Here is a 24,536-nt window from a genome sequence, read left to right on the forward strand (position 1 = left end):
CTCAGTGCACTCTCGTCTCAGCCTCTTCGCTCATCTGCTCGGTGCCGCCGCCGCAGGCCATCACCTGCGCCTGCTGCGGTCCGGTCAGCTTGCGATTATGGCTCGTCTTCCACTCGACCTTGCCCGGTTCGGCGCGCTTGCGCGAGGTGTCGAAGCCGAAATCGACCTTGCCCTTGGATTGCGGCCCCCAATAATTGACGCGGCCGAGATCGTAGAATTTGCGCTCGAAGCCGGACTTCAGGAACGCCTTCAGGCATCCGAGCAGATAGCGCCTGCGCTCGCCGGAGCCGGCCCAAGGGTACGAGAACAGCGCCTTGTGCATGTAGAAGCGGCGGTAGTTGTTCATGACGCCGTCGAGCAGCTCGCCGCGGTCCATCGCGTCGGGCTTCATGATCGGCGTGACGAAATTGTACTTCTCGTAGTCGAAGATCTCGACCTTGTCGCCGAGGTCGCGGAACAGGTCGGAGAACGGCCACGGCGTGTACATCGCCCAGTTGGCGAGATCAGGCTTCCAGTCCCGCGCCATCTGATAGGTCTCTTCCAGCGTCTCGCGGGTCTCGTTCTCCAGACCGACGATGAACTGCGCCTCGACCACGATGCCGGCGTCGCGCAGCAGCTGGATCGCCCTCTTGTTCTGCGCGACCGTGGTCTCCTTGTTGAAGCGGTCGAGCTTCATCTGCGCCGCGGCCTCGGTGCCCAGCGAGACATGGATCAGGCCGGCCTTGCGGTACAGCGGCAGCAGCGCCTCATCGCGCAGGATGTCGGTGACGCGGGTGTTGATGCCCCAGAGGATCTTGAGATCGCGGCGGATCAGCTCCTCGCAGAACGCCACGAACTTCTTCTTGTTGATGGTCGGCTCCTCGTCGGCGAGGATGAAGAAGCCGACATCGTGCTCGCGCATCAAGGTCTCGATCTCGTCGACCACCTTCTTCGGGTCACGGATGCGATAATCGCGCCAGAACTTCCATTGCGAGCAGAAGCTGCAGGTGAAGGGACAGCCGCGCGCCATGTTGGGGATGGCGACGCGCTTGTTCATCGGGATGTAGATGTATTTGCTCCATTCGAGCACGCTCCAGTCGGGCGTGATCGCATCGAGATTCTTCACCGTCGGCGCCGCCACGGTCGCAACGACCTCGGTGCCGTCGCGATAGGCGATGCCCTTGATGCTGCGGCGATCATTGGCCCAGCGGCCGTCCTCGCGGGCGCGCATCAGGTCGACGATGATCTCCTCGCCCTCGCCGCGCACGATGGCGTCGATCCACGGCGCTTCCGTCAGCACCTGCTGATACATGAAGGTGGCGTGGATGCCGCCGAGTACGGTGAGCGCGTCCGGGTGCTCCTCCTTGGCAATTTCCAGCAGTCGCTCGGCCTTGTAGATCGACGGCGTGATCGCGGTGCAGCCGATCACATCAGGCTTTTCGCTGCGCAGAAGGCTGCGGACCTGCTCCTCGGAGAGGTCGTTGGTCATCGCGTCGATGAAGCGGAGATCGGTGAAGCCGGCGGCCTTCAGCGCGCCGGAGATGTAGGCCGCCCAGGCCGGCGGCCAGTTTCCGGCGATCTCGGCGCCGCCGGAGTGATAATTCGGATGCAGCAACAAAATCCGCACGACGTTCTCCCCCGATTATCAATTTGTCCAGATATCCTAACGTCAAGCTGGATTGACAAATTGATCTGGCGCAAACGCCGCGCGGTTTGCGCGGGCGATCAGGCCGCCTGCGCGAGTCCCATCTCGGCCCAGATCTCGGACAGCGCCGACACCAGGTGCTCGATGTCCTCGTCGGAGTGATAGGGCGACGGCGTGATGCGCAGCCGCTCGGTACCGCGCGGCACTGTTGGATAGTTGATCGGCTGCACATAGATGCCGTAGCGATCGAGCAGGATGTCGCTGATGCGCTTGCACAGCACGGGGTCGCGCACCATCACCGGCACGATGTGGCTGGGATTGTCGAGATGGCTGACACCGGCTTCATCGAGCCGGCGACGCAGCCGCGCGACGCGATCCTGGTGCCGCGCGCGCTCATGATCGCTGGCCTTGAGATGCCGGATGCTGGTCAGCGCGCCCGCGGCCACCGCCGGCGGCAGCGAGCTGGAGAAGATGAAGCCCGACGCGAAGCTGCGGACGAAGTCGCACACGGTGTTGGACGCGGTGATATAGCCGCCGATCACGCCGAACGCCTTGGCCAGCGTCCCTTCGATCACCGTCAGGCGGTCGGCGACGCCGTCGCGCTCGGAGATGCCGCCGCCGCGCGGGCCGTACAGGCCGACGGCATGGACCTCGTCGAGATAGGTCATCGCATTGAACTCGTCGGCGACGTCGCAGATGTCGGAGATCGGCGAGATGTCGCCGTCCATCGAATAGACGCTCTCGAAGGCGATCAGCTTCGGCACCTTCGGATCGAGATCCGACAGCTTGTCGCGGAGATCGGCAACGTCGTTATGGCGCCAGATCCTTGTCTCGCAGCGGCTGTGGCGGATGCCCTCGATCATCGAGGCGTGATTGAGTTCGTCCGACAGGATCACGCAGCCGGGCATCCGTCCCGCGAGCGTCGACAGCGACGTCCAGTTCGAAACGTAGCCGGAGTTGAACAGCAGCGCCGCCTGCTTGCCGTGAAGATCGGCGAGCTCCTCCTCCAGGAGGATGTGATAGTGGTTGGTGCCGCTGATGTTGCGGGTGCCGCCAGCGCCGGCGCCGCAGCGGTCGAGCGCGTCGTGCATCACTTCCAGCACCTTGGGATGCTGGCCCATGCCGAGATAGTCGTTGGAGCACCACACCGAGACCTCGCGCTCGCCATGCGGGCCGCGATAGGTCGCACGCGGAAAGGCGCCGGCCTTGCGCTCGAGGTCGGCGAACACGCGATAGCGTCCTTCGCGCCGGAGGCCGTCGAGTTGGCGGCGGAAATAGTCTTCGTAGTTCATGGTACTCCCCCCTGTGCTGTCGTGTTCGGATCGACCGGCGGCGTGACCGACACCGCGGCCAGTCCGGTGATGGTTTGCGCCTGCGCATCGGCGCGGGCCTGGCGATAGGCCTGGCGGAACTGCTCCTCGAGCCGCTGCCGCGCCAGAGCGGCGGCGGTCTTCTGCGCCGACATCGATGTCTTGGGCGCGGGTATGGGACGCTCTGCTTCCGGCGTGGCCGGCACGACGGCGAGCACCGGCCGCGCCATGGGCGTGACCGGCACGGATGCCGGGATGGCGACGACGGCCGCCATGACCGGCTCCGCAGGCGCGCTCCAGCGCCAGAGATTAATGACCGGCATCGGCAGCGCCATGAAGCCGTGTTCGAGCAGACCGAGCGCGATCAGCGACGCCAGCAGCGACAGCGCGACGCCATCGAAGGTCGATTTCGCGCCCAGCGCGGCAGCGGCAACCAACACGGTCGCGGTGGTCGCAGCGGCGATCGAGAACGGAAACAGCAGGTTGATCGACTTCTTGGCGAAATAGCTGCGCATGAACCGGACCTGCTGCGGCAGCAGCTCGTCATTCAGGGTGCGCACGCCGAGAAACAAATTGATCTTGGCGCTCTGCCTGAGCACCAGCAGCGCGGCGAACGTCCACCAGCTCAGCCGATTGGGGGCGCCGGATGTCACCGCGAACGCCAGACCCGCGGTCGCGATCAGCGCCAGTTCGTGATAGGCGATCGCCTGCAACGCAAAGCCGACGCGCGAGGCCGGCGTGCAATCCCGCGGGCACGGCTCGGGCCGCGGCCCGGTGATCCAGCCGGCAAGCAGCGACATCTCCACCGTGCCCCACAGCAGGATGGCACAGGTGAAGGCGCAATAGGCGCTGGCGTCCTCGGCAGCCTGGCTCGACACCGCGACGCCGGACAAGGCCGCGACGAAGGCCGCGGCCGTGCCCCATTTGAACGCGGACGGGTAACGGGCGGCGAGCCCGACCAGCGCCAGCACGGCGCCGGTCGAGAACCACCAGACGAACACGACATAGGGAATGGCAATCGCGGTCGCGCCCATGTCCGGCTCCTTGTCACCAGGCGGGTTGCAGCCTGATCTCCCGTGGCAGCTCGTTGCTCTTGGCCGGCAGCAGATACAACCGGCCGAAGGTCAGGGCCGCCTTGAGCGGCAGCACGGCGCGCTTCAGCGTGCCCATGATGCCGCCCTGCGCCTTCGCATCGGCGATCGCCTCCGAGATTTCTCGCAGGCGCTTGAGGCCTTCCCAGAAGCGCGGGTTGTCGATGTCGAGCATCACCGGGAAGACCTGGCGCGAGATCTCCGAGGTGATGCGGAACACCCGCATGTCGTACTCGTCGACCGGCATGCCGAGCGCCTCGTAGAAGGCGGGACGCATGTGGTCGCGGACATGCATGGTGGCGAACACCGCGAGCAGGAAGAACTTGATCCAGAGCTTGTTGTATCCGCTCAAGAGCTTCGGATCGGCGCGCATCAGAAGCGCGAACGCCTCGCCGTGCCGGAACTCGTCGTTGCACCACTTCTCGAACCACTTGAAGATCGGGTGGAATTGTCGATCCGGATTGCGCTCCATCTGGCGATAGATGGTGATGTAGCGGGCATAGCCGATCTTCTCCGACAGGTAGGTCGCGTAGAAGATGAACTTCGGCTTGAAATAGGTGTATTTCTTCGTCTTGGTCAGGAAGCTCAGATCGACACCGATGCCGTGATCCTTCAGGATCTCGTTGATGAAGCCGGCATGGCGGGCCTCGTCGCGGCTCATGAACTGGAACAGTTCGCGGATATCGGGATTGCTGATCCGCTTCTTGATCTCGGCATAGAGCACGCAGCCGGAGAACTCGGCCGTCAGCGACGACACCAGGAAGTCCTTGAATTCGGCGCGAAGCGCCTCGGGCAGATCGTTGAGATCCTTGTCGAACTCCGGCGTGCGCACGAAGTGCTTGCGGTTGTGGTCGGCGCGCAGCTCGGCCATGACAGCATCCCATTCGCGGCGCACGAGGTCGACATTGAGCCGGTCCATCGCCGCGAAATCGGTGGTGTAGAAGCGAGGCGTGAGGATCGTATCCTCGAGCGCCATCTTGGTGGAAATGTTGCCGGCCCCACCTTCCATTGCGATCATCTGACCCTCCCGTCCGAAAAGCTGACGTCGTACAATTCCGTGAGTTCGAGATATCCGGCGACATGCATCATCATGCGCTTCACCGGACCAGCACGAACCACAGTGGCCGTGCGGCGCAGGTTGAGCTGCTCGCCGAACTTGACCGTGATCGGCTCGCCATGAATCACGACCTCGTCGCCCGGACGGATGTTGACGTCGCGGTCGAGCGTGACATGGGCGTGCAGCGTCTCGGAGGTCTGCTCGACCTCGATGCTGCAGCCGATGTCGAAGCGGCGGGGCTCGTTGGCCCATAAGGCTCTCATCGCGTTTCTCCCATGGTCATCAGCTCCGTGAACCGGCGCCTGTTGTTGTCACCGAACGGCGCGAGATCGACCCGCCGTCCGGTGGCGGGATCGTCCAGGCTCAGGCGGCCGTCGGACCAGCGGTTGATGGTGAAGGCCGGCCCCGAGCCGATCGCGTGACGCTGGCGGTCGAACGCCATGCTGCGCAGAACGGTGCGCAGGAAGCCGTCAGAGCCGGCTTCGACCACGCCGACGACCTTGCCACTGTCGGGCGACACCACGGAGATGCCGCCGTCGGGCCGGTCCTCGAACCGCAGGGCCACCGTCTGCACGGCGGCCATGTGATCGTGCTGCACGGTGCCGAGGCCGGTCAGGCGACCGACACCGGCAGCGAGCAGAGCGAAGGCGACCAGAGCGAAGGCTGCGCGCAACGCCCCCTTCGGGATGATGATTTCGGCTTCGACATGGCCCTCGGCCTGGCTCATGGCTTGTTCCTCCTCATCACGCCGCGTTGGCCACGGCGCCCGCAGGCGTGCCCTGCGGATGCCCCTCAGCAGCCGCGAGCGGCTGGGCCGCGACCGCGCCATCGGAGGCCGCGACCAGCGCCTTGGCGAGAATCTCGGCGACTGTGCGGGCATCAGGCACGCCCCGCAGCATCGGCTCGACCTCGTTCAGCCGCCACGGACGCGCATGCGGCCACAGCAGCAGATAGGACAGCCGCTGTTGCGCCAGGACGCCGAGCGGAAGATCGCCGGAGCCGTCCGCGAACAGCTTCACGTCGGCGCGCGCGATCTGCTTGAACGGTACGTTCAAGGTCATCGGCAGCACGGCGCCGAACTGCAGCAGCACGCGCCTGGAGGTGATGGTGTAGCGCGTGGTGCGGCTGTAGAGCACCGCGAGGCCGGTGAGCAGCAGCGTGGCGATCGCCACCGGCATTGCCAGCGACGACGCGCTGGCGACCGAGGCCGCCAGCGGCTGGTGATCCAGCGCACCGGCCACGACGCGCGCGCCGAACAGCGCCGCGAAATAAGCGAGCACCAGACGCAGGTGGAAGACACGCAGCAGCAGCGCCTTCACCGCCGGCTGTCCCTGCCAGAGCAGCCGCTCGCCCTCCGGCAGCATCAGCTCATCACGATCGCGAAGCCTGCTCACAGCAGCGGCTCCTGGCGCGCGGCGGTCGCATAGAGGTGGCCGCCGCCATAGTAGCCGACGATCTTGTCCTCCTCGAGCTTGGTGACCTGGTCGGCATTGGCGAGAGCGGGCACGTTGGCGAATTGCGAGCCGAGAATGGCATCGACCAGCACCGCCTTGCGCGATCTGTCGACCACGGCCATCGTCATCGGCAGCAGCACGTGGCGTCCGACGATGCCGTCGACCTCGACTTCGAGATAGCGGATCAGCATCTCGGCGCGATCGACCCACACCTCACGCACCTTGCCGCCGAGCTGGCCGTCGCAGCCGATCACCGGCATGCCGCGTGGATCCGGATCCTCCGAGGCGATGAAGATGCTGCCGTCGACGCGCAGCGGCACGATCGCCGGGATGTTGTCCATGGTCAGTTCCGGTTCGTCCCTGCGCGCGGCGAAGGAGCCCGGGCCGACGCCGTCGAGCATCGGGTTGCCGGTCGGCAGATAGGGCGTGCCCGGCCAGGGATACATCGGCGTCACCGGCGCATCCGAGCGGTCGTTGTCCCAGTTCGGCAGGCTCGCGGTACGGCCGCCATGCATGTAATAGGTCTTGCGGCTCGGCGGGGTCGGGAAGCCGTGACCGCTCGACGCGGTCCGGCGGCCGACGCGGCCCTCGAACTGCAGCGGATAGCCCTCGCGCTTGTCCTCGGTGCGCAGGTAGAAGATCAGGGCTGCGAAGAACACCCAGAACCCGTAAAGCACCACCTGGGCGACATCGATGTAGCTCGTGAAAGACGTCTGCATGGTTTCCTCCCCGACTGGGCTAACCTGGAAATTCAGCGATTCCGAACTGTAGTTGCTGCGGCTCCGCCGCCCGCCGCCGCACCAGCGGCCCGATGACCGCGAGGGTGACGAAGAGCAGCGCGATTTCGACGTGATAGACGATGCTGTAGCCGGTCGCGGGACCGGCAAGGGCTATGCCGAGGCGGCCATCGAGCGCGAGCTGCGACATCACATCCCGAATGGCGCCGCCGCCTGCGATGGCGAGTCCCGCCGCCGTGGCCTGCACCGCGCCCCAGGCGCCAAGCGCCAACCCGCTCTCGCCGTTCTGCACCAGCGCCATCGCCGCCGTCAGCGTGCCCACCGCGAACAGGCCGCCGCCAAAGCCGATCAGGGTCGTGCCGATACGGAACAGCAAGGGCGACGCGAGCGGCGCCGAGAAGATCACGGCGGAAAACGCGAACAGGCCGACGAGCCCGCCGAGCGCCGCGATGCGATAAGGATCGGAGCCACGGCCAAGACGGCGCGCCGACAGCCCGAAGCCCGCAAGCGTGCCGGCGGCGAACAACGCCGTCAGTGCGGTCGTTTCGCCCACCGTGAGGTGAAGGATCTCCGCGCCATACGGCTCGAGCAGAATGTCCTGCATCGTGAAGCCGGCGGTACCGAGCCCGACCGCGACCAGCACGCGCATCGAGCCGCCGGCCTCGCGGAACTGCCGCCAGGAGTCGCCGAAGCGCGGACGCTCCCGGGCAGCCGACGTGCGCGAGGGATCGCGCGCCTCCTGCTTCCACAGCGCGATGACGTTGAGCACCATCTCGGTCAGCGCGGCGCCCTGGATGACCTGGATCAGCCGCATCTCGCTGAAATCGGCGAGCAGCCCGCCGAAGGTCAGCGCGCTCGCCATCATGCCGAACATCAGCATCACGTAGAGGAAGGCGACGACGCGCGGGCGCGAATGCTCGGGCGCGATGTCGGTCGCCAGCGACAGGCCTGCCGTCTGCGTCGTGTGCAGCCCGGCGCCGACCAGCAGGAAAGCGAGCGCCGCGCCCACGCGCCCCGCGATGACCTGGCCCGGCGCGTCGCCCGCGGACAGCAGGAGCAGCGCGAACGGCATGATCGCGAGGCCACCGAACTGCAGCAAGGTCCCCATCCAGATATAGGGCACGCGGCGCCAGCCGAGCACGGAGCGGTGATGGTCCGACTTGAAGCCGATCAGCACGCGCAGCGGCGCGAACACCAGCGGCAGCGCCACCATGGTCGCGACCAGCCAGGAGGGCACGCCGAGCTCGACGATCATGACGCGGTTGAGCGTGCCATTGAGCAGCACCACCGAAATGCCGATCGAGACCTGGAACAGCGACAGCCGCATCAGGCGCGACAGCGGCAGCTCGGTCGAGGCGGCATCCGCAAACGGCAGATAGCGCGACGACAGCCGCGTCCACAGTTGCAGGAACGATGGTGCGCGCGCGCTCATGACGGGCGGAGCTCCAGCGCTTGCGAGATGTAGAAGCCGTTGGCGATGCGGCTGCTGCGCGCGCAGCGCCAGTCGGCGAGATCGGGCTGATCGGCGATCAGGCGGGACAGCTTCTGCTCGGCGACCGGCTCGATCGACGGCGCGCGATTGCCGCGCGGGAACAGCCCGCCGACGGCATGCATGACCGCCAGCAGCGGCGTGCGCGGCGCGTAGGTCATCAGGATCGCATCGGAGGTGCGATTGGCGAGGCCGGCGACGATGCGCACGGCATCCTCGGCGCGGTAGTGAATGAACGAGTCCATCGCGACGACGAAGTTGAAGCCGCCATGCCGGGGATCGAGCATGTCGCCGGCGACGAAGCGGATCGCATCGCGGCTGATGTCGTCGGGCAGACGGCGCTGCGCGATTTCGATCAGGGTCGGCGAGATGTCGACGGCGACGACATCGGCGCCGCGGCGCGCCGCCTCGATCGAGAAGCTGCCGGTGCCGCAGCCGGCATCGAGGATTCGCGCGCCGCGCAGATCGAGCGGCAGCCACGACAGCAAGGTCCGCCGCATCTCGTCGCGACCGGCGCGCACGGTGGCGCGGATGCGGCCGACCGGCGCATCCGAGGTCAGCCGCGTCCAGGCGGCGACCGCGGTGCGGTCGAAATAGGTCTCCACTTCACTGCGGCGGGCGAGATATTCCGCTGTCGTCATGTGCCAGCCTCACTCAATCGAAGCCAAGGAGATCGAAGATGTCGCGGTCCTTGAGAGCCATCGCGTGGATCGGCTCGACGCCGGCGAGCAGCGAGGCGGCGAGGCGCAGATATTCGTTCTGGGCGCGCTCGACGTCGGGCGAGGCCTCCATCTCGAACAGGGTGCACTTCTTCAGCCGGCTCTTTCGGATGACGTCGAGATCGGGGAAGTGCGCCAGCGTCTTCATGCCGATGCGCTCGTTGAACTTGTCGATCTGGTCGGTCGCGGCGCTGCGATTGGCGATCACGCCGCCGAGCCGCACCGGATAGTTGCGGGACTTGGCCTGGATCGCCGCGACGATGCGGTTCATCGCGAAGATCGAGTCGAAGTCGTTGGCGGCGACGATCAGCGCGCGATCGGCATGCTGCAGCGGCGACGCAAAGCCGCCGCAGACGACGTCGCCGAGCACGTCGAAGATCACGACATCGGTGTCCTCGAGCAGATGATGCTCCTTCAGCAGCTTCACCGTCTGGCCGACGACATACCCGCCGCAGCCGGTGCCGGCCGGCGGCCCGCCGGCCTCGACGCACATCACGCCATTGTAGCCCTGGTAGACGAAGTCGTCGGGGCGCAGCTCCTCGGAGTGGAAGTTGACCTGCTCGAGGATGTCGATGACCGTCGGCACCAGCCGCTTGGTCAGAGTGAAGGTCGAGTCATGCTTGGGATCGCAGCCGATCTGCAGCACGCGCTTGCCGAGCTTCGACAGCGCCACCGAGAGGTTGGACGAGGTCGTGCTCTTGCCGATGCCGCCCTTGCCATAGACCGAGAACACTTTTGCAGTGCCGATCACCACGTTCGGATCGAGCTGCACCTGAACGCTACCGGCCCCGTCAGGGCGGCGCGGGGCCGTCGTCAGCGGCGCTCTCAAGGTCACATTCATGCGGCAACTCCCACGCCTTCGAGGCGATCTTCGAGTTCTTCCCCGGCCTTGCGCAGGACATCGAGCATCTCGGCATCCGGGGTCCAGTAATTGCGCTCATGCGCTTCGATCAGACGGTTGGCGATCTTCGCCGATGCAGCTGGATTGAGCGAGGCGAGACGCTCGCGCATCGCGGGGTCGAGCACGAAGGTCGTGGTGATCTGCTGATAGACCCAGGGCGCGACCTGCCCCGTGGTCGCCGACCAGCCGACGGTGTTGGTCACGTGCGACTCGATCTGGCGGACGCCCTCGTAACCGTGGGCGAGCAGCGCCTCGTACCATTTCGGATTGAGCGTGCGGGTGCGGGTCTCCAGCGCGACCTGCTCCGAGAGCGTCCGCACGGTGCCCTCGCCGCGGGTCTGGTCGCCGATATAGACCGGCGCCGCCTCGCCCTTGGCGCGCTTCACCGCGCGGCTGATGCCGCCGAGCGTATCGAAATAATGATCAATCGTGGTCACGCCGAGCTCGACGGAGTCGACGTTCTGATAGGCGGCGTCGACGCCGGCCAGCACATGGCCGAGCAGCGCGTCGCGGCGGACAGGGCGGCCGTCGGTGCCGTAGGCAAAGCCCTTGCGGCGGGTATAGACGTCGGCGAGTTCGTCCTCGTCGGTCCAGGCGCCGCAATCGATCAGATGGTTGACGTTGGCGCCATAGGCGCCCTCGGCATTGCCGAACACGCGCAATGCGGCATCCGCGATCTCGCCGCCATGCGCGGCCTGGAAGGCCAGCGCGTGCTTGCGGACATAGTTGAATTCCGCGGACTCATCCGCCGACGCGGCGAGCAGCGCGGCTTCGGCGAGCAGCTTGGTCTGCAATGGCATCAGATCGCGGAAGATGCCGGACAGCGTGATCACGACGTCGATGCGCGGGCGTCCCAACTGCTCCAGCGGGATCAGCTTGGCGCCGCACAGCCGGCCATAGCTGTCATGGCGCGGCGCGGCCCCCATCAGCCACAGCGCCTGAGCGATCGGACCGCCCTCGGTCTTGAGATTGTCGGTGCCCCACAGCACCAGCGCGATCGTCTCCGGCAGCTTGTGGCCCTCGCCGGCATGGCGGGCGAGCAGCCGGGCGACCTGGCGCTCGGCATCCTTCAGCGCGAAGGCGCTGGGAATACGGAACGGATCGAAGCCGTGCAGGTTGCGGCCCGTGGGCAGCACGTCGGTGTTGCGCAGCAGGTCGCCGCCGGGGACGGGGCGGATGTAGCCGCCGTCGAGCGCGTGCAGGATGGCCGGCGTCTCGCTGTCGGTGGCGAGCAGTTTGTCGAGTTCGGTGCGCTTGGCGGCGTCGGTGATACCTGCGAGGTCGAGCAGCTCCTTGCGCTGCTCTTGCGGCGGCGGGGCGCCGACCACGTGGAGGCCGTGCGGGATCAGCGAATACTCCAGCTCCAGCACGCTGGCCGAGAGCGCAGCGATCCGTGCGTCACGCTCATCGCCCCAGAGCGGATCAGCCACGGCAAGATCGACCGCGGCAGCCTGCGCCTGGATCAGCGCCGCGCTGTCGGCCCTCACCTGCTCGGTCGCGTCCGGCGACAGATTACGCCAGGCGTCGAGCGAAGATTTCAGCTCGGCGAGGCCCTTGTAGAGGCCGGCGCTGGTGATCGAGGGCGTGAGATAGCTGATCAAGGTGGCGCCGCCGCGGCGCTTGGCGAGCGCGCCCTCCGACGGATTGTTGGAGGCATAGATGTAGAAGTTCGGGAGGTCGCCGATCAGCCGCTCCGGCCAGCACTCGGCGGAGAGGCCGGCCTGCTTGCCCGGCATGAATTCGAGCGCGCCATGGGTGCCGAAATGCAGCACGGCGTGGGCGCGATACTCCTCGCGCAGCCAGCGATAGAACGCGGCGAAGGCATGGGTCGGCGCGAAGCTGTGCTCGAACAACAGCCGCATCGGATCGCCTTCGTAGCCGAAGGCGGGCTGCAGGCCGACGAACAGATTGCCGAACTGCTCGCCGAGCACCATCAGGCTGGCGCCATCGGTCTGGTGGCGGCCGGGCGCCGGGCCCCATTGCTTCTCGATTTCGGCGAGATGCCGCTCGCGGCGGACATGCTGGTCGACGGGAATGCGGACCGCGACATTGGCCGCGGTGCCGAACCGCTCGGCATTACCTTTCAGCACACGAGCGCGCAGCTCATCGACCGTGGCTGGCACGTCGATCGTGTAGCCGGCGGCACGCAGCGAGGTCATGACATTGTGCAACGACTCGAACACCGAGAGATAGGCTGCGGTGCCGGCGCTGCCGCCATTCGGCGGGAAGTTGAACAGCACCGCTGCGATCTTGCGCTCGGCGCGGGCCGAGCGGCGCAGTTCGACAAGCCTGGCGACACGCGCAGCGAGTTGGGCGGCGCGCTCGGGTAACGAAGCCATGTCGCGACCGTCGTCGGCCATCGCCGAGCGGCCGCCGAACACGGTCGGACCGACCGCGCCGTCGAGTTCGGGAATCGCCACCATCATCGTGGCTTCGACCGGTGTCAGGCCGCGCGCATCCTCGTGCCACTGCTCGACGGTCTGGAACTCGAGGGGATGCGCCGCGATCAAGGGCACATCGAGCCCGGCCATCACCTCCTCGGCCGCGCGCGCATCGTTGTAGGCGGGACCGCCGACCAGCGAGAAGCCGGTGAGCGAGACCACCGCGTCGACCGCGGAAATGCCGTCCTTCTGGAAATAGCGCTCGATCGCCGGGCGCGAGTCCAGGCCGCAGGCGAACACGGGAACGACCGCGAGACCGCGCGCCTCCAGCGCCGCGATCACGCCGTCATAATGCGCGGTGTTGGCGGCGAGCAGATAGGAGCGCATCAGAATGACGCCGACGCGGCCGACCGGCTTCGGCAGCGCCGGAAGCTCGTCGATCCGCTCGGCGATGCGCTGCTTCAGGCGCGGATGATAGAGACCGACATCCGGATAGGTCACCGGCTCGGCTGCCTTGAGCTTGCCGCGCAACGCGGCGCGCGGGCCGTCGGCGTAGCGGCCGACCAGGAAGCGCACCATGTTCGCAAAATTCTGCTCGGAGCCGGCGAGCCAGTATTGCAGCGTCAGGAAATAGGCGCGCAGGTCCTGCGCCGTGCCGGGAATGTAGCGCAGCAGGCGCGGCATCCGCTGCAGCATCTTCATCTGGCCCTGGCCGCTCGAATTGCCGGAGCGGTTGCTGCCGCGTAGCCGCTTCAACAGGCCGAGCACGCCGGTGGCCGAGCCCGACATCGTCAATTTGCCGAGCCGCGTGAGGCGCACGACTTCGCCGGCCGACAGGCAGCCGATGATCGCATCGCAATGATCGCGGCGGGCCTGCAAGGCCGGCAGCACCGGCTGGATGTGGTCCTCCATGAACAGCATCGTCGCGACGACGATGTCGCCGGTGGCGATGTCGGCGAGGCAATGCGCCAGCGCGGTCGGATTGCAGCCCCACTCGTCGGCCGCATGCACCTTGAGATCGAGCCCGGGCAGCTCCGCCTGCAAGGTCGTGCGCGCGCGCACGGCTGCCGAGGCGAGATGGCTGTCCATCGTCACGATCACCACCCGGATGGGTGTGACGTCAGCGACCGAAATGCGCTTTGGCATCGTACAAGGTCTCGAGCGTGATCAGGTTGACGTTGCGCTCGCGCGCGAAGCGTTCGGTGTTGCGGCGTGCCTTGCCGCGCACGAAGAACGGAATCTTGGTCAGCTCGCGCTCGGCGTCGGAGGCCCAGGCGAGCTCGGTGGTGATGGAGGTCTCGACGACGCGGAGCTGCGGCTGCGGCGGCGCCGCCGGGGCGGCGCCGAGATGCGAGGGCGCGTGATCGGCGAACTCATAATCCTCGCGGAACATGCCGAGCAGATGCTCCTCCAGACCCATCATCAGCGGATGCACCCAGGTGTCGAACAGCACATTGGCGCCTTCGAACCCCATCTGCGGCGAGTAGCGCGCCGGGAAATCCTGCACATGGGTCGGCGACGAGATCACGGCGCAGGGAATGCCCAAGCGCTTGGCGATGTGGCGCTCCATCTGCGTGCCGAGCACGAGCTCAGGACGGAGTTCGCTGACACGGGCTTCGACCTCGAGATAGTCGTCGGTGATGACAGGCTCGACGCCGTAGAGCGCGGCGGCCTCGCGGATCTCGCGGGCGAATTCGCGGGCATAGGTGCCGAGGCCAACGACCTCGAAGCCGAGCTCCTGGGTCGCGATGCGCGCCGCGGCGACGGCATGGGTGGCATCGCCGAAGATGAAGACGCGCTTGCCGGTGAGATAGGTCGAGTCGACCGAGCGCGAATACCAGGGCAGCCTGCTCTCGGAGCGCGACAGCACCGGCTCCGCATCGACGCCGGCAAGGCTTGCGACCTCCTTGATGAAGTCGCGCGTCGCGCCGACACCGATCGGGATCGTCTTCGTATAGGGCTGGCCGAACTGTCGATTCAGCCATTGCGCCGCCGTCAGCGCGACTTCCGGATACAGCACGATGTTGAAATCGGCCTGCGGCAGGCGGGCGAGATCAGCCGGCGTCGCGTTCCACGGCGCCACCACATTGATCCCGATGCCGAGCTCCACAACCTGCCTGGTCACTTCCGCGAGGTCGTCGCGGTGACGGAAGCCGAGAGCCGTCGGACCAAGCAGGTTGCAGACTGGACGAGCGCCCGCCTCCCGTTCACGGCGGGGGGAGCCATCAGCGGAAGACGCAGCCAACGCTCGTACAATCCGGTAGAACGTTTCCGAGGCGCCCCAATTCTCCTTGCGCTGATAGGCCGGCAGCTCGAGCGGGATCACCGGAATCGGAAGCCTCAAGGCCAGCGCCAGCCCGCCGGGATCGTCCTGGATCAGCTCGGCGGTGCAGGACGCGCCGACCAGCATCGCCTGCGGCTGGAAGCGCTCGTAGGCCGCGCGTGCCGCACTCTGCAGCAGGTCTGCCGTGTCGCCGCCGAGATCGCGCGCCTGGAAGGTGGTGTAGGTGACCGGTGGCCTTCGGTCGCGGCGCTCGATCATCGTGAACAAGAGATCGGCGTAGGTGTCGCCCTGCGGCGCATGCAGCACGTAGTGCACGCCGCGCATCGCGGTCGCGATCCGCATCGCGCCGATGTGCGGAGGGCCTTCATATGTCCAGACCGACAGCTGCATCTCACACCGCCAGTCGCGTTTGCCGCAGCAAGGGCCGCGCGAACAGCTCGGCGAGATCGCCGGCCTGCTCGAAGCCTTGAATCGGCGTGAAGATCAGTTCGATCGACCATTTGGTCGTGAGGCCTTCGGCCTCCAGCGGATTGGCGAGACCGAGACCGCAGACGACGAGATCGGGACGCGCGTCGCGGCAGCGATCGATCTGGCGCTCGACGTCCTGGCCCTCGCTGAGCTGCGTCCCGGCGGGCAGCATCGAAAGCTCCGCGGCGAGATGATCGCGATGCAGATAGGGCGTGCCGACCTCGACCAGCTCCATGCCGATCTCACGCGCAAGGAACCGCGCCAGCGGGATCTCGATCTGCGAATCCGGAAACAGGAAGATGCGCTTGCCGGCGAGCTGCGCGCGATAGCGCGCCAGCGCCTTCTCCGCCCGCGCTTTCAAGGGCGCGAGGGTGCGCTCGACATGGACGCGCGACACGCCGAAGGCATCAGCCGCCGCAGCGAGCCACAGCGCGGTGCCCTCCCCGCCCAACGGAAACGGCGCCGCGATTCTGCGGCAACCGCGTTCTTCCAGTGCGCGCGCGGTGTCCCCAAGGAACGGCTGCGCAAGGAGAATGCGTGTTTCCGGTCCGATCGCCGGCAGCTCCGACGAACGGCGCGGCGGCAGGAAAGAGACCTGATCGATGCCGAGCGCGGCAAAGGTCCGCTTGAACTGGTCTTCAACGACATCGGCGAGCGCGCCGACCACGAGCAACGACGGCCGCGCGGCGCGGTCGGCTTGCGGCAACACCGGCACCAGCGCAGCGAGGCAGGCATCCTCGCCTTGCGTGAACGTCGTCTCGATGCCGCTGCCGGAGTAGTTGAGCACGCGCACGCCGGGCGAGAAGCGCTGGGACAGCCGCAACGCCGCGCGCGACAGATCGAGCTTGATCACCTCGGACGGACAGGAGCCGACCAGGAACAAGAGCTTGATCTCGGGGCGACGCGCCAGCAGCTGGCCGACGATGCGGTCGAGCTCGTCATTGGCATCGACGAGGCCGGCAAGGTCGCGCTCCTCCATGATGGCAGTGGCGAAGCGCGGCTCGGCGAAGATCATGACGCCTGCGGCCGACTGGATCAGATGCGCACAGGTGCGCGATCCCACGACGAGGAAGAACGCGTCCTGAATTTTCCTGTGGAGCCAGACGATGCCGGTGAGGCCGCAGAACACCTCGCGCTGGCCGCGCTCGCGCAGCACGCCGTCTGCTGATGAGGCCGACGCCACGGCACAGGCTTGTGCGGACATGCTCATGACGCGCGCTCCGCACTCGTTTGCGCCATCGCCTGCTCCTGCAGCCGCGCGGCGCGCAGCTTGAGCAGGAATTGCGTCGCGTTGATCGCGTAGGCCGCATAGGCCGCGAGCACCAGCAGCATCTGCTGCTGTGCTGATCCGATATGCCCGATGATCGCGGCGAGATAGGCCGTATGCAGCGCGATCACGAGCATCGAGAACACGTCTTCCCAGAAGAAGGCCGGCGCAAACAGATAGCGTCCGAACACGACCCGCTCCCAGATCGAGCCGGTGATCATGATGGTGTAGAGCAGCGCCGTCTTGAGAATGACCGAGGCCGTGGCGAGCCACAGGCCCTCGCCCGTGGCGAGATAGCGCGCGACCAGTCCGAGGCTGACCAGGAAGACGAGAAACTGGAGCGGCGCCAGGATGCCCTGCACCAGGGTCCATGGCGTGGCGTCGCGCCGACGCTTTTCCTCAGGCGTGTAAAGCGCTTGCCGCTTTGCACGCGGCGCTGCCTCGGGTGTGAAGCAGAGTTGACCCCACAGCGACGGATCAGTGGCGGACGTGAATTGGGCGTCACACGATGTGTAAAGATGATTTGACAACATCGGTGCCCGGTGGTGCGATGACGACAACCACAGGGACATTTGTGGTGCACCGCACTCGGCCTGGTCAACGTTACGTTGTGCAGCTTGCAGGTGGCGCATCGCAAATCCCCGGAGTGCGGGCCCGATGGGGAAACGCTAGACCCGGGTCGGAAGAGTGTCAATCAAAATTGACGTCAAAGAATATTGACGCAACGAGCAACGTGCGCTCATATGGAGGGGAGGCGCTGATGACCGAGCTCAATGAAACAGCCCGATTTCCACGAGCACGCTTCCGGACGAAGCGTGGGCAGCCCGGCTTTCATCCGCCGGCAGCGCCGCGTGTCAATGTGCCCTTACACAGCACCCGTCATCCTCAGCTCAACGGAGCGATCGAGGCCGAGATCATTCCGCGCCTGGTGATGGCCCATGCCTCCACGCTCGAACGCGTGCCGGCGATCATCGCAGCCTCGGCCCAGGAAGCCGCCGACTTTGCCGAGCTGGTGCTGGACGCCGACGAGGACGGCGCGGTCGCCTGCATCCAGGCGCATCGTGATCACGGCGAGACGCTGGAGCGGATCTATCTCGATCTCCTGGTGCCGACCGCGAACCATCTCCGCCATCTCTGGGCCGATGATGAGCGCGACTTCGCCGACGTCACGCTGGCGCTGTGGCGCCTGCAGCAGCTGCTGCGCCATTTCAGCCCCGCCTTCTGCGCCGAACTCGCGGTCGCGCCCACGGGCCTGCGCGTCCTGCTGACGACGTCGCCAGGCGATCGCCGCGAAATCGGCCACATGATGTTCGGCGTCGTGCTCGCGGGTGAATTCTTCCGCCGCGACGGCTGGGAGACCTGGATCGAGCCCGACACGGCGGATCGCAGTTTCGTCGATGCGCTCCGCACGCAATGGTTCAACGTCGTCGAGTTCTTCGCAACCAGCGACAAGAAGCTTGACGATCTCGCCTCAAACATAAGGATGGTCCGGCGCGAGTCCTCCAACCAGGACATCGGCGTGCTGGTCTGCGGTCCTGCGTTTATTGAACGGCCTGAACTCGTTCTTCTGGTCGGCGGCGACGGTATCGTCTCCGACCCGAGCAGAGAGGCTTCGCAAGCCCGGCACGTCGTCAGTCTTCTGACCGAACGGCGATAGCTGAGGGTGCAGTGAAGATGAATGCTGGAATGAGACTTGCCGCGCGAAGGCTCCTTGATTGGGAGGACAACGGCGTTGGTGAGGGCGTTCAGAGCTCCGAAAGAGTCGCTTGGCGATCTCAATGCGGATGTTGCGGCCATGCTGGTGGCCGCAGCCTCCGACATTGCGCTCGCGCTCGACGCCGACGGCAACATTCAGGATCTGGCTTTTCAACAGGCCGGATTGCCGCTTGAATTGAGAAACACAGACGCGTGGATCGGCCGATCCTGGCAAGCAACAGTGTCCGAGGAAAGCCAGACCAAGCCAGAGCTGCTGCTCACCGAGGCCTCCCAGCGCAAGGTGTCGCGCTGGCGTGAGGTGCGTTATCCGGCCGCCCGCGGCCCGGACATCCCGATTCTGTTCGCCGTCGTGGCGATCAAGGGCGCCGCCCGCTTCATCGCGGTCGGGCGAGACGTTCGCGCCACCGCAGCCCTCCAGCAGAAGCTGATCGAGGCGCAGGTTGCGATCGAGCGCGACTACTCGCGCATGCGCAATGCCGAATCGCGCTACCGGATCCTGTTTCAGATCACCGCCGAGCCGGTCCTGATCATCGACGCCACAAGTCATCGAGTGGTCGAGGCCAATCCGGCGGCGGCCACCCTGCTCGACCATGGCGCCGCCAATCTGATCGGCAAGCTGTTTCCCGACGTCCTGCTGCTCGACGACAACGCGCTGTCGCAATCGCTGTCGCTGGCGATCAGGTCCCAGGGCAAGATCGAGCGCGCCAAGGTCACGCTCGACGGCGGCCGCGAATATCTGCTCGACGGCACCTTCTTCCGCCAGGACACGTCGTCGCTGTTCCTGCTGCGGTTCTCGCCGCTGACGTCGCAACCGGCGATCACCCGCGCCTCCGAGGTCAACACCCAGCTGGTGCAGTTCGTCGAGGCCGCCCCCGACGGCTTCGTGATCACCGACATGGACGGGCGGCTGCTGCACGCCAACGCCACGTTCCTCCAGCTCGCCCAGATCGAGAGCATGCATCAGATCGTGGGCGAGACGATCGACCGCTGGATCGGCAAGTCCGCGGTCGACTTCTCGGTGATGCTGACCAATCTGCGCCAGCACGGCACGCTCAAGCTGTTCTCCAGCGTCGTCCGCGGCGAGCATGGCTCGCCGGTCGACGTCGAAATCTCCGCCACCACGGTCGGCGCACCCGGCCAGGCCCGGCTCGGCTTCACCATCCGCAATGTCGGCCCGCGCATTCCCGGCGACGGCGCCGACCACGGCTTCATCCCACGCTCCCGCGAGCAGCTCGCCGAGCTGATCGGCCGGGTGCCGCTCAAGGAGCTGGTGCGCGAGACCACCGACGTGATCGAGCGGATGTGCATCGAGACCGCGCTCAAGCTCACCGGCGACAACCGGGCGACCGCGGCCGAGATGCTCGGCCTCAGCCGGCAGAGCCTTTATGTCAAGCTGCGGCGCTACGGCATGGCCGAGCCGAGCGAAGAGGACAGTCAGCTGGAATAGCTGCCGTCCGAACAGATGCCATTGGAAGAGGTGGAAGCGTAGCAATGACCGAGATCGCGCCCGTCCCGCTGTCCCCCCGGCTGCATCCGTCCGCCGTTCTCGAACTGCTGAAGCCGATCACCTGGTTTCCGCCGATCTGGGCGTTCGGCTGCGGCGTGGTGTCCTCGGGCGCGCCGCTGGCGCCGCGCTGGCCGATCGTGATCGCCGGCCTCGTGCTGGCCGGGCCGATGGTCTGCGCCACCAGCCAGGCCGTCAACGACTGGTTCGACCGCCATGTCGATGCGATCAACGAGCCGGACCGGCCGATTCCCTCGGGCCGCATTCCCGGCCGCTGGGGCCTGTACATCGCGCTGATCTGGACGGTGCTGTCGCTCGGCGTCGCCTCTTTGCTCGGCACCTGGGGCTTTGCCGCGGCTGCGCTCGGCCTCGCGCTTGCCTGGGCCTACAGCGCCCCGCCGATCCGGCTCAAGCAGAACGGCTGGTGGGGCAACAGCGCCGTCGGCCTCTGCTACGAGGGACTGCCGTGGATCACGGCGGCCGCGATCATGAGCGCGCAGGCGCCGTCCTGGCCGGTGCTCGCCATCGCGCTGCTCTACAGCGCCGGCGCGCACGGGATCATGACCCTGAACGACTTCAAGTCCATCGGTGGCGACCGCGTCAGCGGCGTCAACTCGCTGCCGGTGCTGCTCGGCCCGGAGCGCGCCGCCCGCCTCGCCTGCATCACCATGGCGGTCGCGCAGGTCGCGGTGCTGGCGCTGCTGATCGCATGGAGCCGGCCGGCGCATGCGATGATCGTCGCCGCGCTGATCGCGGCGCAGCTGGTGCTGATGCGGCGGCTGATGACCAACCCGCGCGAGCTCGCGCCCTGGTACAACGGGACCGGCGTCCTGCTCTACGTAATTGGCATGCTGGTGACGGCCTTTGCGCTCGCGGGGATGTCGGCATGACGGCCCCTGCTCCGCTCTCCTGGTTCGGAATTGTCAGGCTCGGCCTGGTGCAGACATCGCTCGGCGCGGTCGTCGTGCTGACGACCTCGACGCTCAATCGCGTCATGGTCATCGAATTGGCGCTGCCGGCGATGATTCCCGGCCTGCTGGTCGCGATCCACTATGCGATGCAGGTGCTGCGTCCCTGGCTCGGCCACGGCTCCGATGTCGGCGGTCGCCGCTTCGCCTGGATCGTCGGCGGCATGGCCGTGCTCGCCGCCGGCGGCCTGCTGGCCGCGGCCGCCACCGCGCTGATGGCGAGCCAGCTCATTCTCGGCCTCGCCGTTGCGGTGATCGCCTTCATCATGATCGGCATCGGCGTCGGCGCCGCCGGCACCTCGCTCCTGGTGCTGCTCGCCAAGCGCACCGCGCCGGAGCGGCGCAGCGCCGCCGCCTCGATCGCCTGGATCATGATGATCGCGGGCTTCATCGTTACCACGGCCGTTGCCGGCAAGGCGCTCGATCCGTTCTCCGGCGAGCGGCTGATGCTGGTCTCCGGCACGGTCTCGGCGATCGCGATGGTGCTGACCCTGCTCGGCGTGTGGGGCATCGAGCAGCCGGAGCTGTCCACCGAGAGCGCCGCGGCAACCGCCGAGCGCGGCGGCTTCATGGAGGATTTCCGCGAGATCTGCCGGGAGCCGCAGGCGCGGCGCTTCGCGATCTTCATCTTCGTCTCGATGCTGGCCTACAGCGCCCAGGACCTGATCCTGGAGCCGTTCGCCGGCAGCGTGTTCGGCATGACGCCCGGCCAGACCACGCAGCTCTCCTCGGTGCAACACATGGGCGCGCTGATCGGCATGATCCTGATGCCGGCGATGGCGAGCCTGCATGCCGACTGGCGGACGCGGCCGCAGCCCTGGATCATCGGCGGCTGCCTCGCCTCGGCGCTGGCGCTGCTCAGCCTGGTCGCGGCCGCGGCGATCGGTCCGGCATGGCCGCTGCGCGGCTCGGTGCTGCTGCTCGGCATCACCAACGGCGTCTACGCGATCGCGGCCATCGGCGCGATGATGAACATGGTCAGCGAAGGCCGCGACAACCGCGAGGGCACCCGCATGGGGCTGTGGGGCGCCTCGCAGGCGATCTCGTTCGGCATCGGCGGCTTCGTCGGCACCGCGGCGGCCGACGCCGCGCGCGCCTTCATGCCCTCGACCGCCTCGGCCTACGCGGCGGTGTTCGCGGCCGAAGCCGCACTGTTCGTTCTCTCCGCCTGGCTCGCGATCTGGATCAAGCGACCGCGCGAGCCGTCACCGACGCTGGCGGCGCAGCCGGCCAATCAGGGAGCCTAGCGATGACCACCCCGTCCGAAACGTTCGATGTCGTGGTGGTCGGCGGCGGTCCCGCCGGCGCCACCGCCGCCAACGATCTCGCCCGCCAGGGCCATCAGGTGCTGCTGCTCGACAAGGCCGGCCGCATCAAGCCGTGCGGCGGCGCCATTCCGCCGCGGCTGATCGCCGAGTTCGAAATTCCCGACCATCTGCTGGTGGCGCGGATCTCGTCCGCCCGGATGGTGTCGCCGAGCAACCGCGATGTCGACATGCCGATCGACGGCGGCTTCGTCGGCATGGTCGATCGCGAGCATTACGACGAATGGCTGCGGGCCCGCGCGGCCGAGGGCGGCGCGATCCGCCGCACCGGCACGTTCAGTCACATCGCCCGCGATGCCGATGGCACGGCCGTGGTGCATTACGAGCGCCGGATGGACGACGGCAGCGTGCGCGCGGACAGCGTCCGCGCCCGTGCGGTGATCGGCGCCGACGGCGCGGTGTCGGCCGTGGCGCGGCAGTGCATCCCGGAAGTCAGCGAGATCCGCTACGTCTTCGCCTATCACGAGATCGTCCGATCGCCGGAGCGTGGCCATCCGCTGTTCGACGCCACCCGCTGCGACGTCGTCTATCGCGGCCAGCTGTCGCCGGACTTCTACAGCTGGGTGTTTCCGCATGGGCCGACCACCAGCATCGGCACCGGCAGCGCGCATAAGGGCTTTTCGCTGCGCGGCTCGGTGGCCCAGTTCCGCAAAGTCGCCGCGCTCGACGATCTCGATACCATTCGCCGCGAGGGCGCGCCGATTCCGCTGAAGCCGCTGTCGCGCTGGGACAATGGCCGCGACGTCGTGCTCGCCGGCGACGCGGCCGGCGTGGTCGCGCCAGCCTCGGGCGAGGGAATCTATTACGCGATGGCCGGCGGCCGCGCCGCGGCTGATGCCGTCGCCCTGTTCCTGAAGACCGGCGATGTGGCAGCGCTCGCAACCGCCCGCAAGGCGTTCATGCGCAAGCATGGCGCGGTGTTCTTCATCCTCGGCATGATGCAGCGCTACTGGTACACGAACGACGCCCGCCGCGAGCGCTTCGTCGCCATCTGCCGCGACAAGGACGTCCAGCAGCTGACCTGGGACGCCTACATGAACAAGGAGCTCGTGAAGGCGAAGCCGCTGTCGCATGTGCGGATCTTCTTCAAGAATATCGCCCACCTCACCGGGCTTGCGAAGGCGGCCTGAGCTGCTCACGCGATGGATGAGCTGTTTCGCAGCCCGCACCTGGTCGACCTGATCCTGGCGGTGGTGGCGGTCGAGCTTGCGGCCGTGACGTGGGTCTGGCGGCGCTACCGCTGCGGCATCAGCCCGCGGGCGCTGCTGCCCAACCTGCTCGCCGGCGTGTTCCTGCTGCTGGCGCTGCGCTGCGCGCTCGCGGATGCACCCTGGTTCTGGCTTGCCGGCTGCCTCGCCGCGTCGGGCGTCGCCAATGCGGCTGATCTCAGGCAGCGGTGGCGCTAGATCTCCGGAGAGCAGTGAACGGGCTCCCCGGCTGCTGCTGGGGCGAGCGTATGGAGGACCACCCCAGCGGGGTCATCCCGGCGAAAGCCGGGATCCATAACCACCGGGGCCATGATGACGAAGAAAGGCGACCCGAACCTTGTTCGCCCACAGGCATCACGCGGTCTGGGTCCCGGCGTTCGCCGGGACGACATTGGTGCGAGTGGATGGCGCGCGGATGAGCGCTCAGACCTGAGAGCCGTACCGCACTCCCCTTACTTCTTCTCCGAGAACGTCTTCAGGTAGGCGACGACGTCCTTGCGCTGCTGCTCGTTGGCGAGCTTGAACACCATCTTGGTCGAGCCGGTCGCCTGGTCCGCCTTGCCCTTCTCGGTGAGATATTTCTTCAGGTAGGCGTTGGGGTCGGCGAGATATTCGAAGATGTTGTCGTCGGTCCAGACCAGTCCCGCCTCGCCCGCGTGCTTGTTCAATTCGGAATAGGCAAACCCCGGATAGGTCCCGGTCGGACGACCGACCACACCGGTCAGCACCGGTCCGACCGCATTCTTGGCGTCGGGGCCGATCCGATGGCAGGTCATGCACTGCTTGAAGACCTGTTCGCCTTTCGCAGCGTCACCGCCGTCCAGCGCCCAAGCGCCGCTCGCCGATGCTGCAATCACGACCGCTGCGACCAATCCAACTCTGAGCATTTCCAATTCTCCCGATCTTTCCAGTCCGTTAGTGTACGTAGTTTTCCCTGACAGATAACAATGTCATGAACGCTTGTCATGCTCACCTGAAATGAAAGTGAGCGAATAAGTCGCAGTTCGACCATGCAATGGGCGCGGGAATACCA

At 66.8% G+C, this 24,536-nt stretch carries 22 protein-coding genes; 6 read left to right on the forward strand and 16 right to left on the reverse strand.

Annotation, left to right across the window (positions count from 1 at the left end):
* Nucleotide 1: 1 nt before the first annotated feature.
* From bchE to bchF, 15 genes are all read right to left on the reverse strand, one after another.
* Nucleotides 2–1,606: a magnesium-protoporphyrin IX monomethyl ester anaerobic oxidative cyclase gene (bchE, locus tag ACQR1L_RS00700; RefSeq protein WP_434856015.1), complete on the reverse strand. Its 1,605-nt coding sequence runs from the start codon at nt 1,604–1,606 to the stop codon at nt 2–4.
* Between the two features lie 98 nt (nt 1,607–1,704).
* Complete coding sequence (hemA, locus tag ACQR1L_RS00705) at nt 1,705–2,916, reverse strand: 5-aminolevulinate synthase (protein ID WP_434856016.1); 1,212 nt, start codon at nt 2,914–2,916, stop codon at nt 1,705–1,707.
* On the reverse strand, nt 2,913–3,968 hold the full coding sequence (gene puhE / locus ACQR1L_RS00710; RefSeq protein WP_434856017.1) for a putative photosynthetic complex assembly protein PuhE: 1,056 nt from the start codon (nt 3,966–3,968) through the stop codon (nt 2,913–2,915). The genes hemA and puhE overlap by 4 nt, the downstream gene beginning before the upstream one ends.
* Before the next feature lie 13 nt (nt 3,969–3,981).
* The gene (gene acsF / locus ACQR1L_RS00715) at nt 3,982–5,043 is read right to left on the reverse strand and encodes a magnesium-protoporphyrin IX monomethyl ester (oxidative) cyclase (RefSeq protein ID WP_434856018.1); all 1,062 of its coding nucleotides are present in this window, start codon (nt 5,041–5,043) and stop codon (nt 3,982–3,984) included.
* The gene (locus ACQR1L_RS00720) at nt 5,040–5,345 is read right to left on the reverse strand and encodes a hypothetical protein (protein ID WP_434856019.1); all 306 of its coding nucleotides are present in this window, start codon (nt 5,343–5,345) and stop codon (nt 5,040–5,042) included. Before ACQR1L_RS00720 ends, acsF begins: the two co-directional genes overlap by 4 nt.
* Entirely contained in the window at nt 5,342–5,809 is a 468-nt protein-coding gene (gene puhC, locus ACQR1L_RS00725) for a photosynthetic complex assembly protein PuhC (RefSeq protein WP_434856020.1), read from the reverse strand. Before puhC ends, ACQR1L_RS00720 begins: the two co-directional genes overlap by 4 nt.
* 16 nt (nt 5,810–5,825) lie before the next feature.
* Nucleotides 5,826–6,446, reverse strand: a complete 621-nt coding sequence (gene puhB, locus ACQR1L_RS00730) for a photosynthetic complex putative assembly protein PuhB (RefSeq protein WP_434856541.1) — start codon at nt 6,444–6,446, stop codon at nt 5,826–5,828.
* A 26-nt stretch (nt 6,447–6,472) separates the two neighbouring features.
* A complete protein-coding gene (gene puhA, locus ACQR1L_RS00735) occupies nt 6,473–7,255 on the reverse strand; it encodes a photosynthetic reaction center subunit H (RefSeq protein ID WP_434856021.1) in 783 nt (260 codons plus the stop codon).
* 19 nt (nt 7,256–7,274) lie between these two features.
* Nucleotides 7,275–8,705, reverse strand: a complete 1,431-nt coding sequence (locus ACQR1L_RS00740) for a BCD family MFS transporter (protein WP_434856022.1) — start codon at nt 8,703–8,705, stop codon at nt 7,275–7,277.
* On the reverse strand, nt 8,702–9,403 hold the full coding sequence (bchM, locus tag ACQR1L_RS00745) for a magnesium protoporphyrin IX methyltransferase (protein ID WP_434856023.1): 702 nt from the start codon (nt 9,401–9,403) through the stop codon (nt 8,702–8,704). The genes ACQR1L_RS00740 and bchM overlap by 4 nt, the downstream gene beginning before the upstream one ends.
* 13 nt (nt 9,404–9,416) lie before the next feature.
* On the reverse strand, nt 9,417–10,322 hold the full coding sequence (gene bchL / locus ACQR1L_RS00750; RefSeq protein WP_434856024.1) for a ferredoxin:protochlorophyllide reductase (ATP-dependent) iron-sulfur ATP-binding protein: 906 nt from the start codon (nt 10,320–10,322) through the stop codon (nt 9,417–9,419).
* Nucleotides 10,319–13,909, reverse strand: coding sequence for a magnesium chelatase subunit H (locus ACQR1L_RS00755; RefSeq protein WP_434856025.1), 3,591 nt, complete (start codon nt 13,907–13,909; stop codon nt 10,319–10,321). Before ACQR1L_RS00755 ends, bchL begins: the two co-directional genes overlap by 4 nt.
* Nucleotides 13,884–15,437, reverse strand: a complete 1,554-nt coding sequence (gene bchB / locus ACQR1L_RS00760) for a ferredoxin:protochlorophyllide reductase (ATP-dependent) subunit B (protein WP_434856026.1) — start codon at nt 15,435–15,437, stop codon at nt 13,884–13,886. Before bchB ends, ACQR1L_RS00755 begins: the two co-directional genes overlap by 26 nt.
* A 1-nt stretch (nt 15,438) precedes the next feature.
* Nucleotides 15,439–16,719, reverse strand: a complete 1,281-nt coding sequence (locus ACQR1L_RS00765) for a ferredoxin:protochlorophyllide reductase (ATP-dependent) subunit N (RefSeq protein ID WP_434856542.1) — start codon at nt 16,717–16,719, stop codon at nt 15,439–15,441.
* A 2-nt stretch (nt 16,720–16,721) separates the two neighbouring features.
* Nucleotides 16,722–17,312, reverse strand: coding sequence for a 2-vinyl bacteriochlorophyllide hydratase (bchF, locus tag ACQR1L_RS00770; RefSeq protein WP_434856027.1), 591 nt, complete (start codon nt 17,310–17,312; stop codon nt 16,722–16,724).
* A gap of 20 nt (nt 17,313–17,332) precedes the next feature.
* On the opposite strand from bchF, the gene ACQR1L_RS00775 reads away from it, so the two are divergent.
* From ACQR1L_RS00775 to ACQR1L_RS00800, 6 genes are all read left to right on the forward strand, one after another.
* Nucleotides 17,333–18,439: a cobalamin B12-binding domain-containing protein gene (locus ACQR1L_RS00775; protein ID WP_434856028.1), complete on the forward strand. Its 1,107-nt coding sequence runs from the start codon at nt 17,333–17,335 to the stop codon at nt 18,437–18,439.
* Nucleotides 18,440–18,577: 138 nt separating this feature from the next.
* Nucleotides 18,578–19,945 carry a transcriptional regulator PpsR gene (gene ppsR, locus ACQR1L_RS00780; protein WP_434856029.1) on the forward strand — a complete coding sequence of 456 codons (1,368 nt, stop codon included), beginning with the start codon at nt 18,578–18,580 and terminating at the stop codon, nt 19,943–19,945.
* A gap of 44 nt (nt 19,946–19,989) precedes the next feature.
* Nucleotides 19,990–20,892, forward strand: a complete 903-nt coding sequence (chlG, locus tag ACQR1L_RS00785) for a chlorophyll synthase ChlG (protein ID WP_434856030.1) — start codon at nt 19,990–19,992, stop codon at nt 20,890–20,892.
* Nucleotides 20,889–22,217, forward strand: a complete 1,329-nt coding sequence (locus ACQR1L_RS00790; RefSeq protein WP_434856031.1) for a BCD family MFS transporter — start codon at nt 20,889–20,891, stop codon at nt 22,215–22,217. Before chlG ends, ACQR1L_RS00790 begins: the two co-directional genes overlap by 4 nt.
* A gap of 2 nt (nt 22,218–22,219) precedes the next feature.
* On the forward strand, nt 22,220–23,425 hold the full coding sequence (locus ACQR1L_RS00795; RefSeq protein ID WP_434856032.1) for a geranylgeranyl diphosphate reductase: 1,206 nt from the start codon (nt 22,220–22,222) through the stop codon (nt 23,423–23,425).
* Between the two features lie 12 nt (nt 23,426–23,437).
* Nucleotides 23,438–23,701 (forward strand): hypothetical protein, encoded by a 264-nt coding sequence (locus tag ACQR1L_RS00800; protein WP_434856033.1) that lies wholly within the window; start codon nt 23,438–23,440, stop codon nt 23,699–23,701.
* A gap of 254 nt (nt 23,702–23,955) precedes the next feature.
* Here the strand turns inward: ACQR1L_RS00800 and ACQR1L_RS00805 are convergent, their stop codons facing one another.
* Complete coding sequence (locus ACQR1L_RS00805; RefSeq protein WP_434856034.1) at nt 23,956–24,390, reverse strand: c-type cytochrome; 435 nt, start codon at nt 24,388–24,390, stop codon at nt 23,956–23,958.
* Between the last annotated feature and the right edge of the window lie 146 nt (nt 24,391–24,536).

The sequence above is a fragment of the Bradyrhizobium sp. HKCCYLR20261 genome (assembly GCF_051168435.1).
Classification (GTDB): Bacteria; Pseudomonadota; Alphaproteobacteria; order Rhizobiales; family Xanthobacteraceae; genus Bradyrhizobium.

Excerpts from the sequence above, each read along its gene's own strand:
- ACQR1L_RS00720 (WP_434856019.1), bottom strand. The coding sequence starts at position 5,345 with ATGAGAGCCTTATGGGCCAACGAGCCCCGCCGCTTCGACATCGGCTGC.
- puhB (WP_434856541.1), bottom strand. The coding sequence starts at position 6,446 with ATGCTGCCGGAGGGCGAGCGGCTGCTCTGGCAGGGACAGCCGGCGGTG.
- bchM (WP_434856023.1), bottom strand. The coding sequence starts at position 9,403 with ATGACGACAGCGGAATATCTCGCCCGCCGCAGTGAAGTGGAGACCTAT.
- ACQR1L_RS00740 (WP_434856022.1), bottom strand. The coding sequence starts at position 8,705 with ATGAGCGCGCGCGCACCATCGTTCCTGCAACTGTGGACGCGGCTGTCG.
- ACQR1L_RS00795 (WP_434856032.1), top strand. The coding sequence starts at position 22,220 with ATGACCACCCCGTCCGAAACGTTCGATGTCGTGGTGGTCGGCGGCGGT.
- bchB (WP_434856026.1), bottom strand. The coding sequence starts at position 15,437 with ATGCAGCTGTCGGTCTGGACATATGAAGGCCCTCCGCACATCGGCGCG.
- ACQR1L_RS00805 (WP_434856034.1), bottom strand. The coding sequence starts at position 24,390 with ATGCTCAGAGTTGGATTGGTCGCAGCGGTCGTGATTGCAGCATCGGCG.
- bchL (WP_434856024.1), bottom strand. The coding sequence starts at position 10,322 with ATGAATGTGACCTTGAGAGCGCCGCTGACGACGGCCCCGCGCCGCCCT.
- puhE (WP_434856017.1), bottom strand. The coding sequence starts at position 3,968 with ATGGGCGCGACCGCGATTGCCATTCCCTATGTCGTGTTCGTCTGGTGG.
- puhC (WP_434856020.1), bottom strand. The coding sequence starts at position 5,809 with ATGAGCCAGGCCGAGGGCCATGTCGAAGCCGAAATCATCATCCCGAAG.
- ACQR1L_RS00790 (WP_434856031.1), top strand. The coding sequence starts at position 20,889 with ATGACGGCCCCTGCTCCGCTCTCCTGGTTCGGAATTGTCAGGCTCGGC.
- ppsR (WP_434856029.1), top strand. The coding sequence starts at position 18,578 with ATGCTGGTGGCCGCAGCCTCCGACATTGCGCTCGCGCTCGACGCCGAC.
- ACQR1L_RS00775 (WP_434856028.1), top strand. The coding sequence starts at position 17,333 with ATGACGACAACCACAGGGACATTTGTGGTGCACCGCACTCGGCCTGGT.
- ACQR1L_RS00755 (WP_434856025.1), bottom strand. The coding sequence starts at position 13,909 with ATGCCAAAGCGCATTTCGGTCGCTGACGTCACACCCATCCGGGTGGTG.
- acsF (WP_434856018.1), bottom strand. The coding sequence starts at position 5,043 with ATGATCGCAATGGAAGGTGGGGCCGGCAACATTTCCACCAAGATGGCG.
- chlG (WP_434856030.1), top strand. The coding sequence starts at position 19,990 with ATGACCGAGATCGCGCCCGTCCCGCTGTCCCCCCGGCTGCATCCGTCC.
- ACQR1L_RS00765 (WP_434856542.1), bottom strand. The coding sequence starts at position 16,719 with ATGTCCGCACAAGCCTGTGCCGTGGCGTCGGCCTCATCAGCAGACGGC.
- puhA (WP_434856021.1), bottom strand. The coding sequence starts at position 7,255 with ATGCAGACGTCTTTCACGAGCTACATCGATGTCGCCCAGGTGGTGCTT.
- hemA (WP_434856016.1), bottom strand. The coding sequence starts at position 2,916 with ATGAACTACGAAGACTATTTCCGCCGCCAACTCGACGGCCTCCGGCGC.
- ACQR1L_RS00800 (WP_434856033.1), top strand. The coding sequence starts at position 23,438 with ATGGATGAGCTGTTTCGCAGCCCGCACCTGGTCGACCTGATCCTGGCG.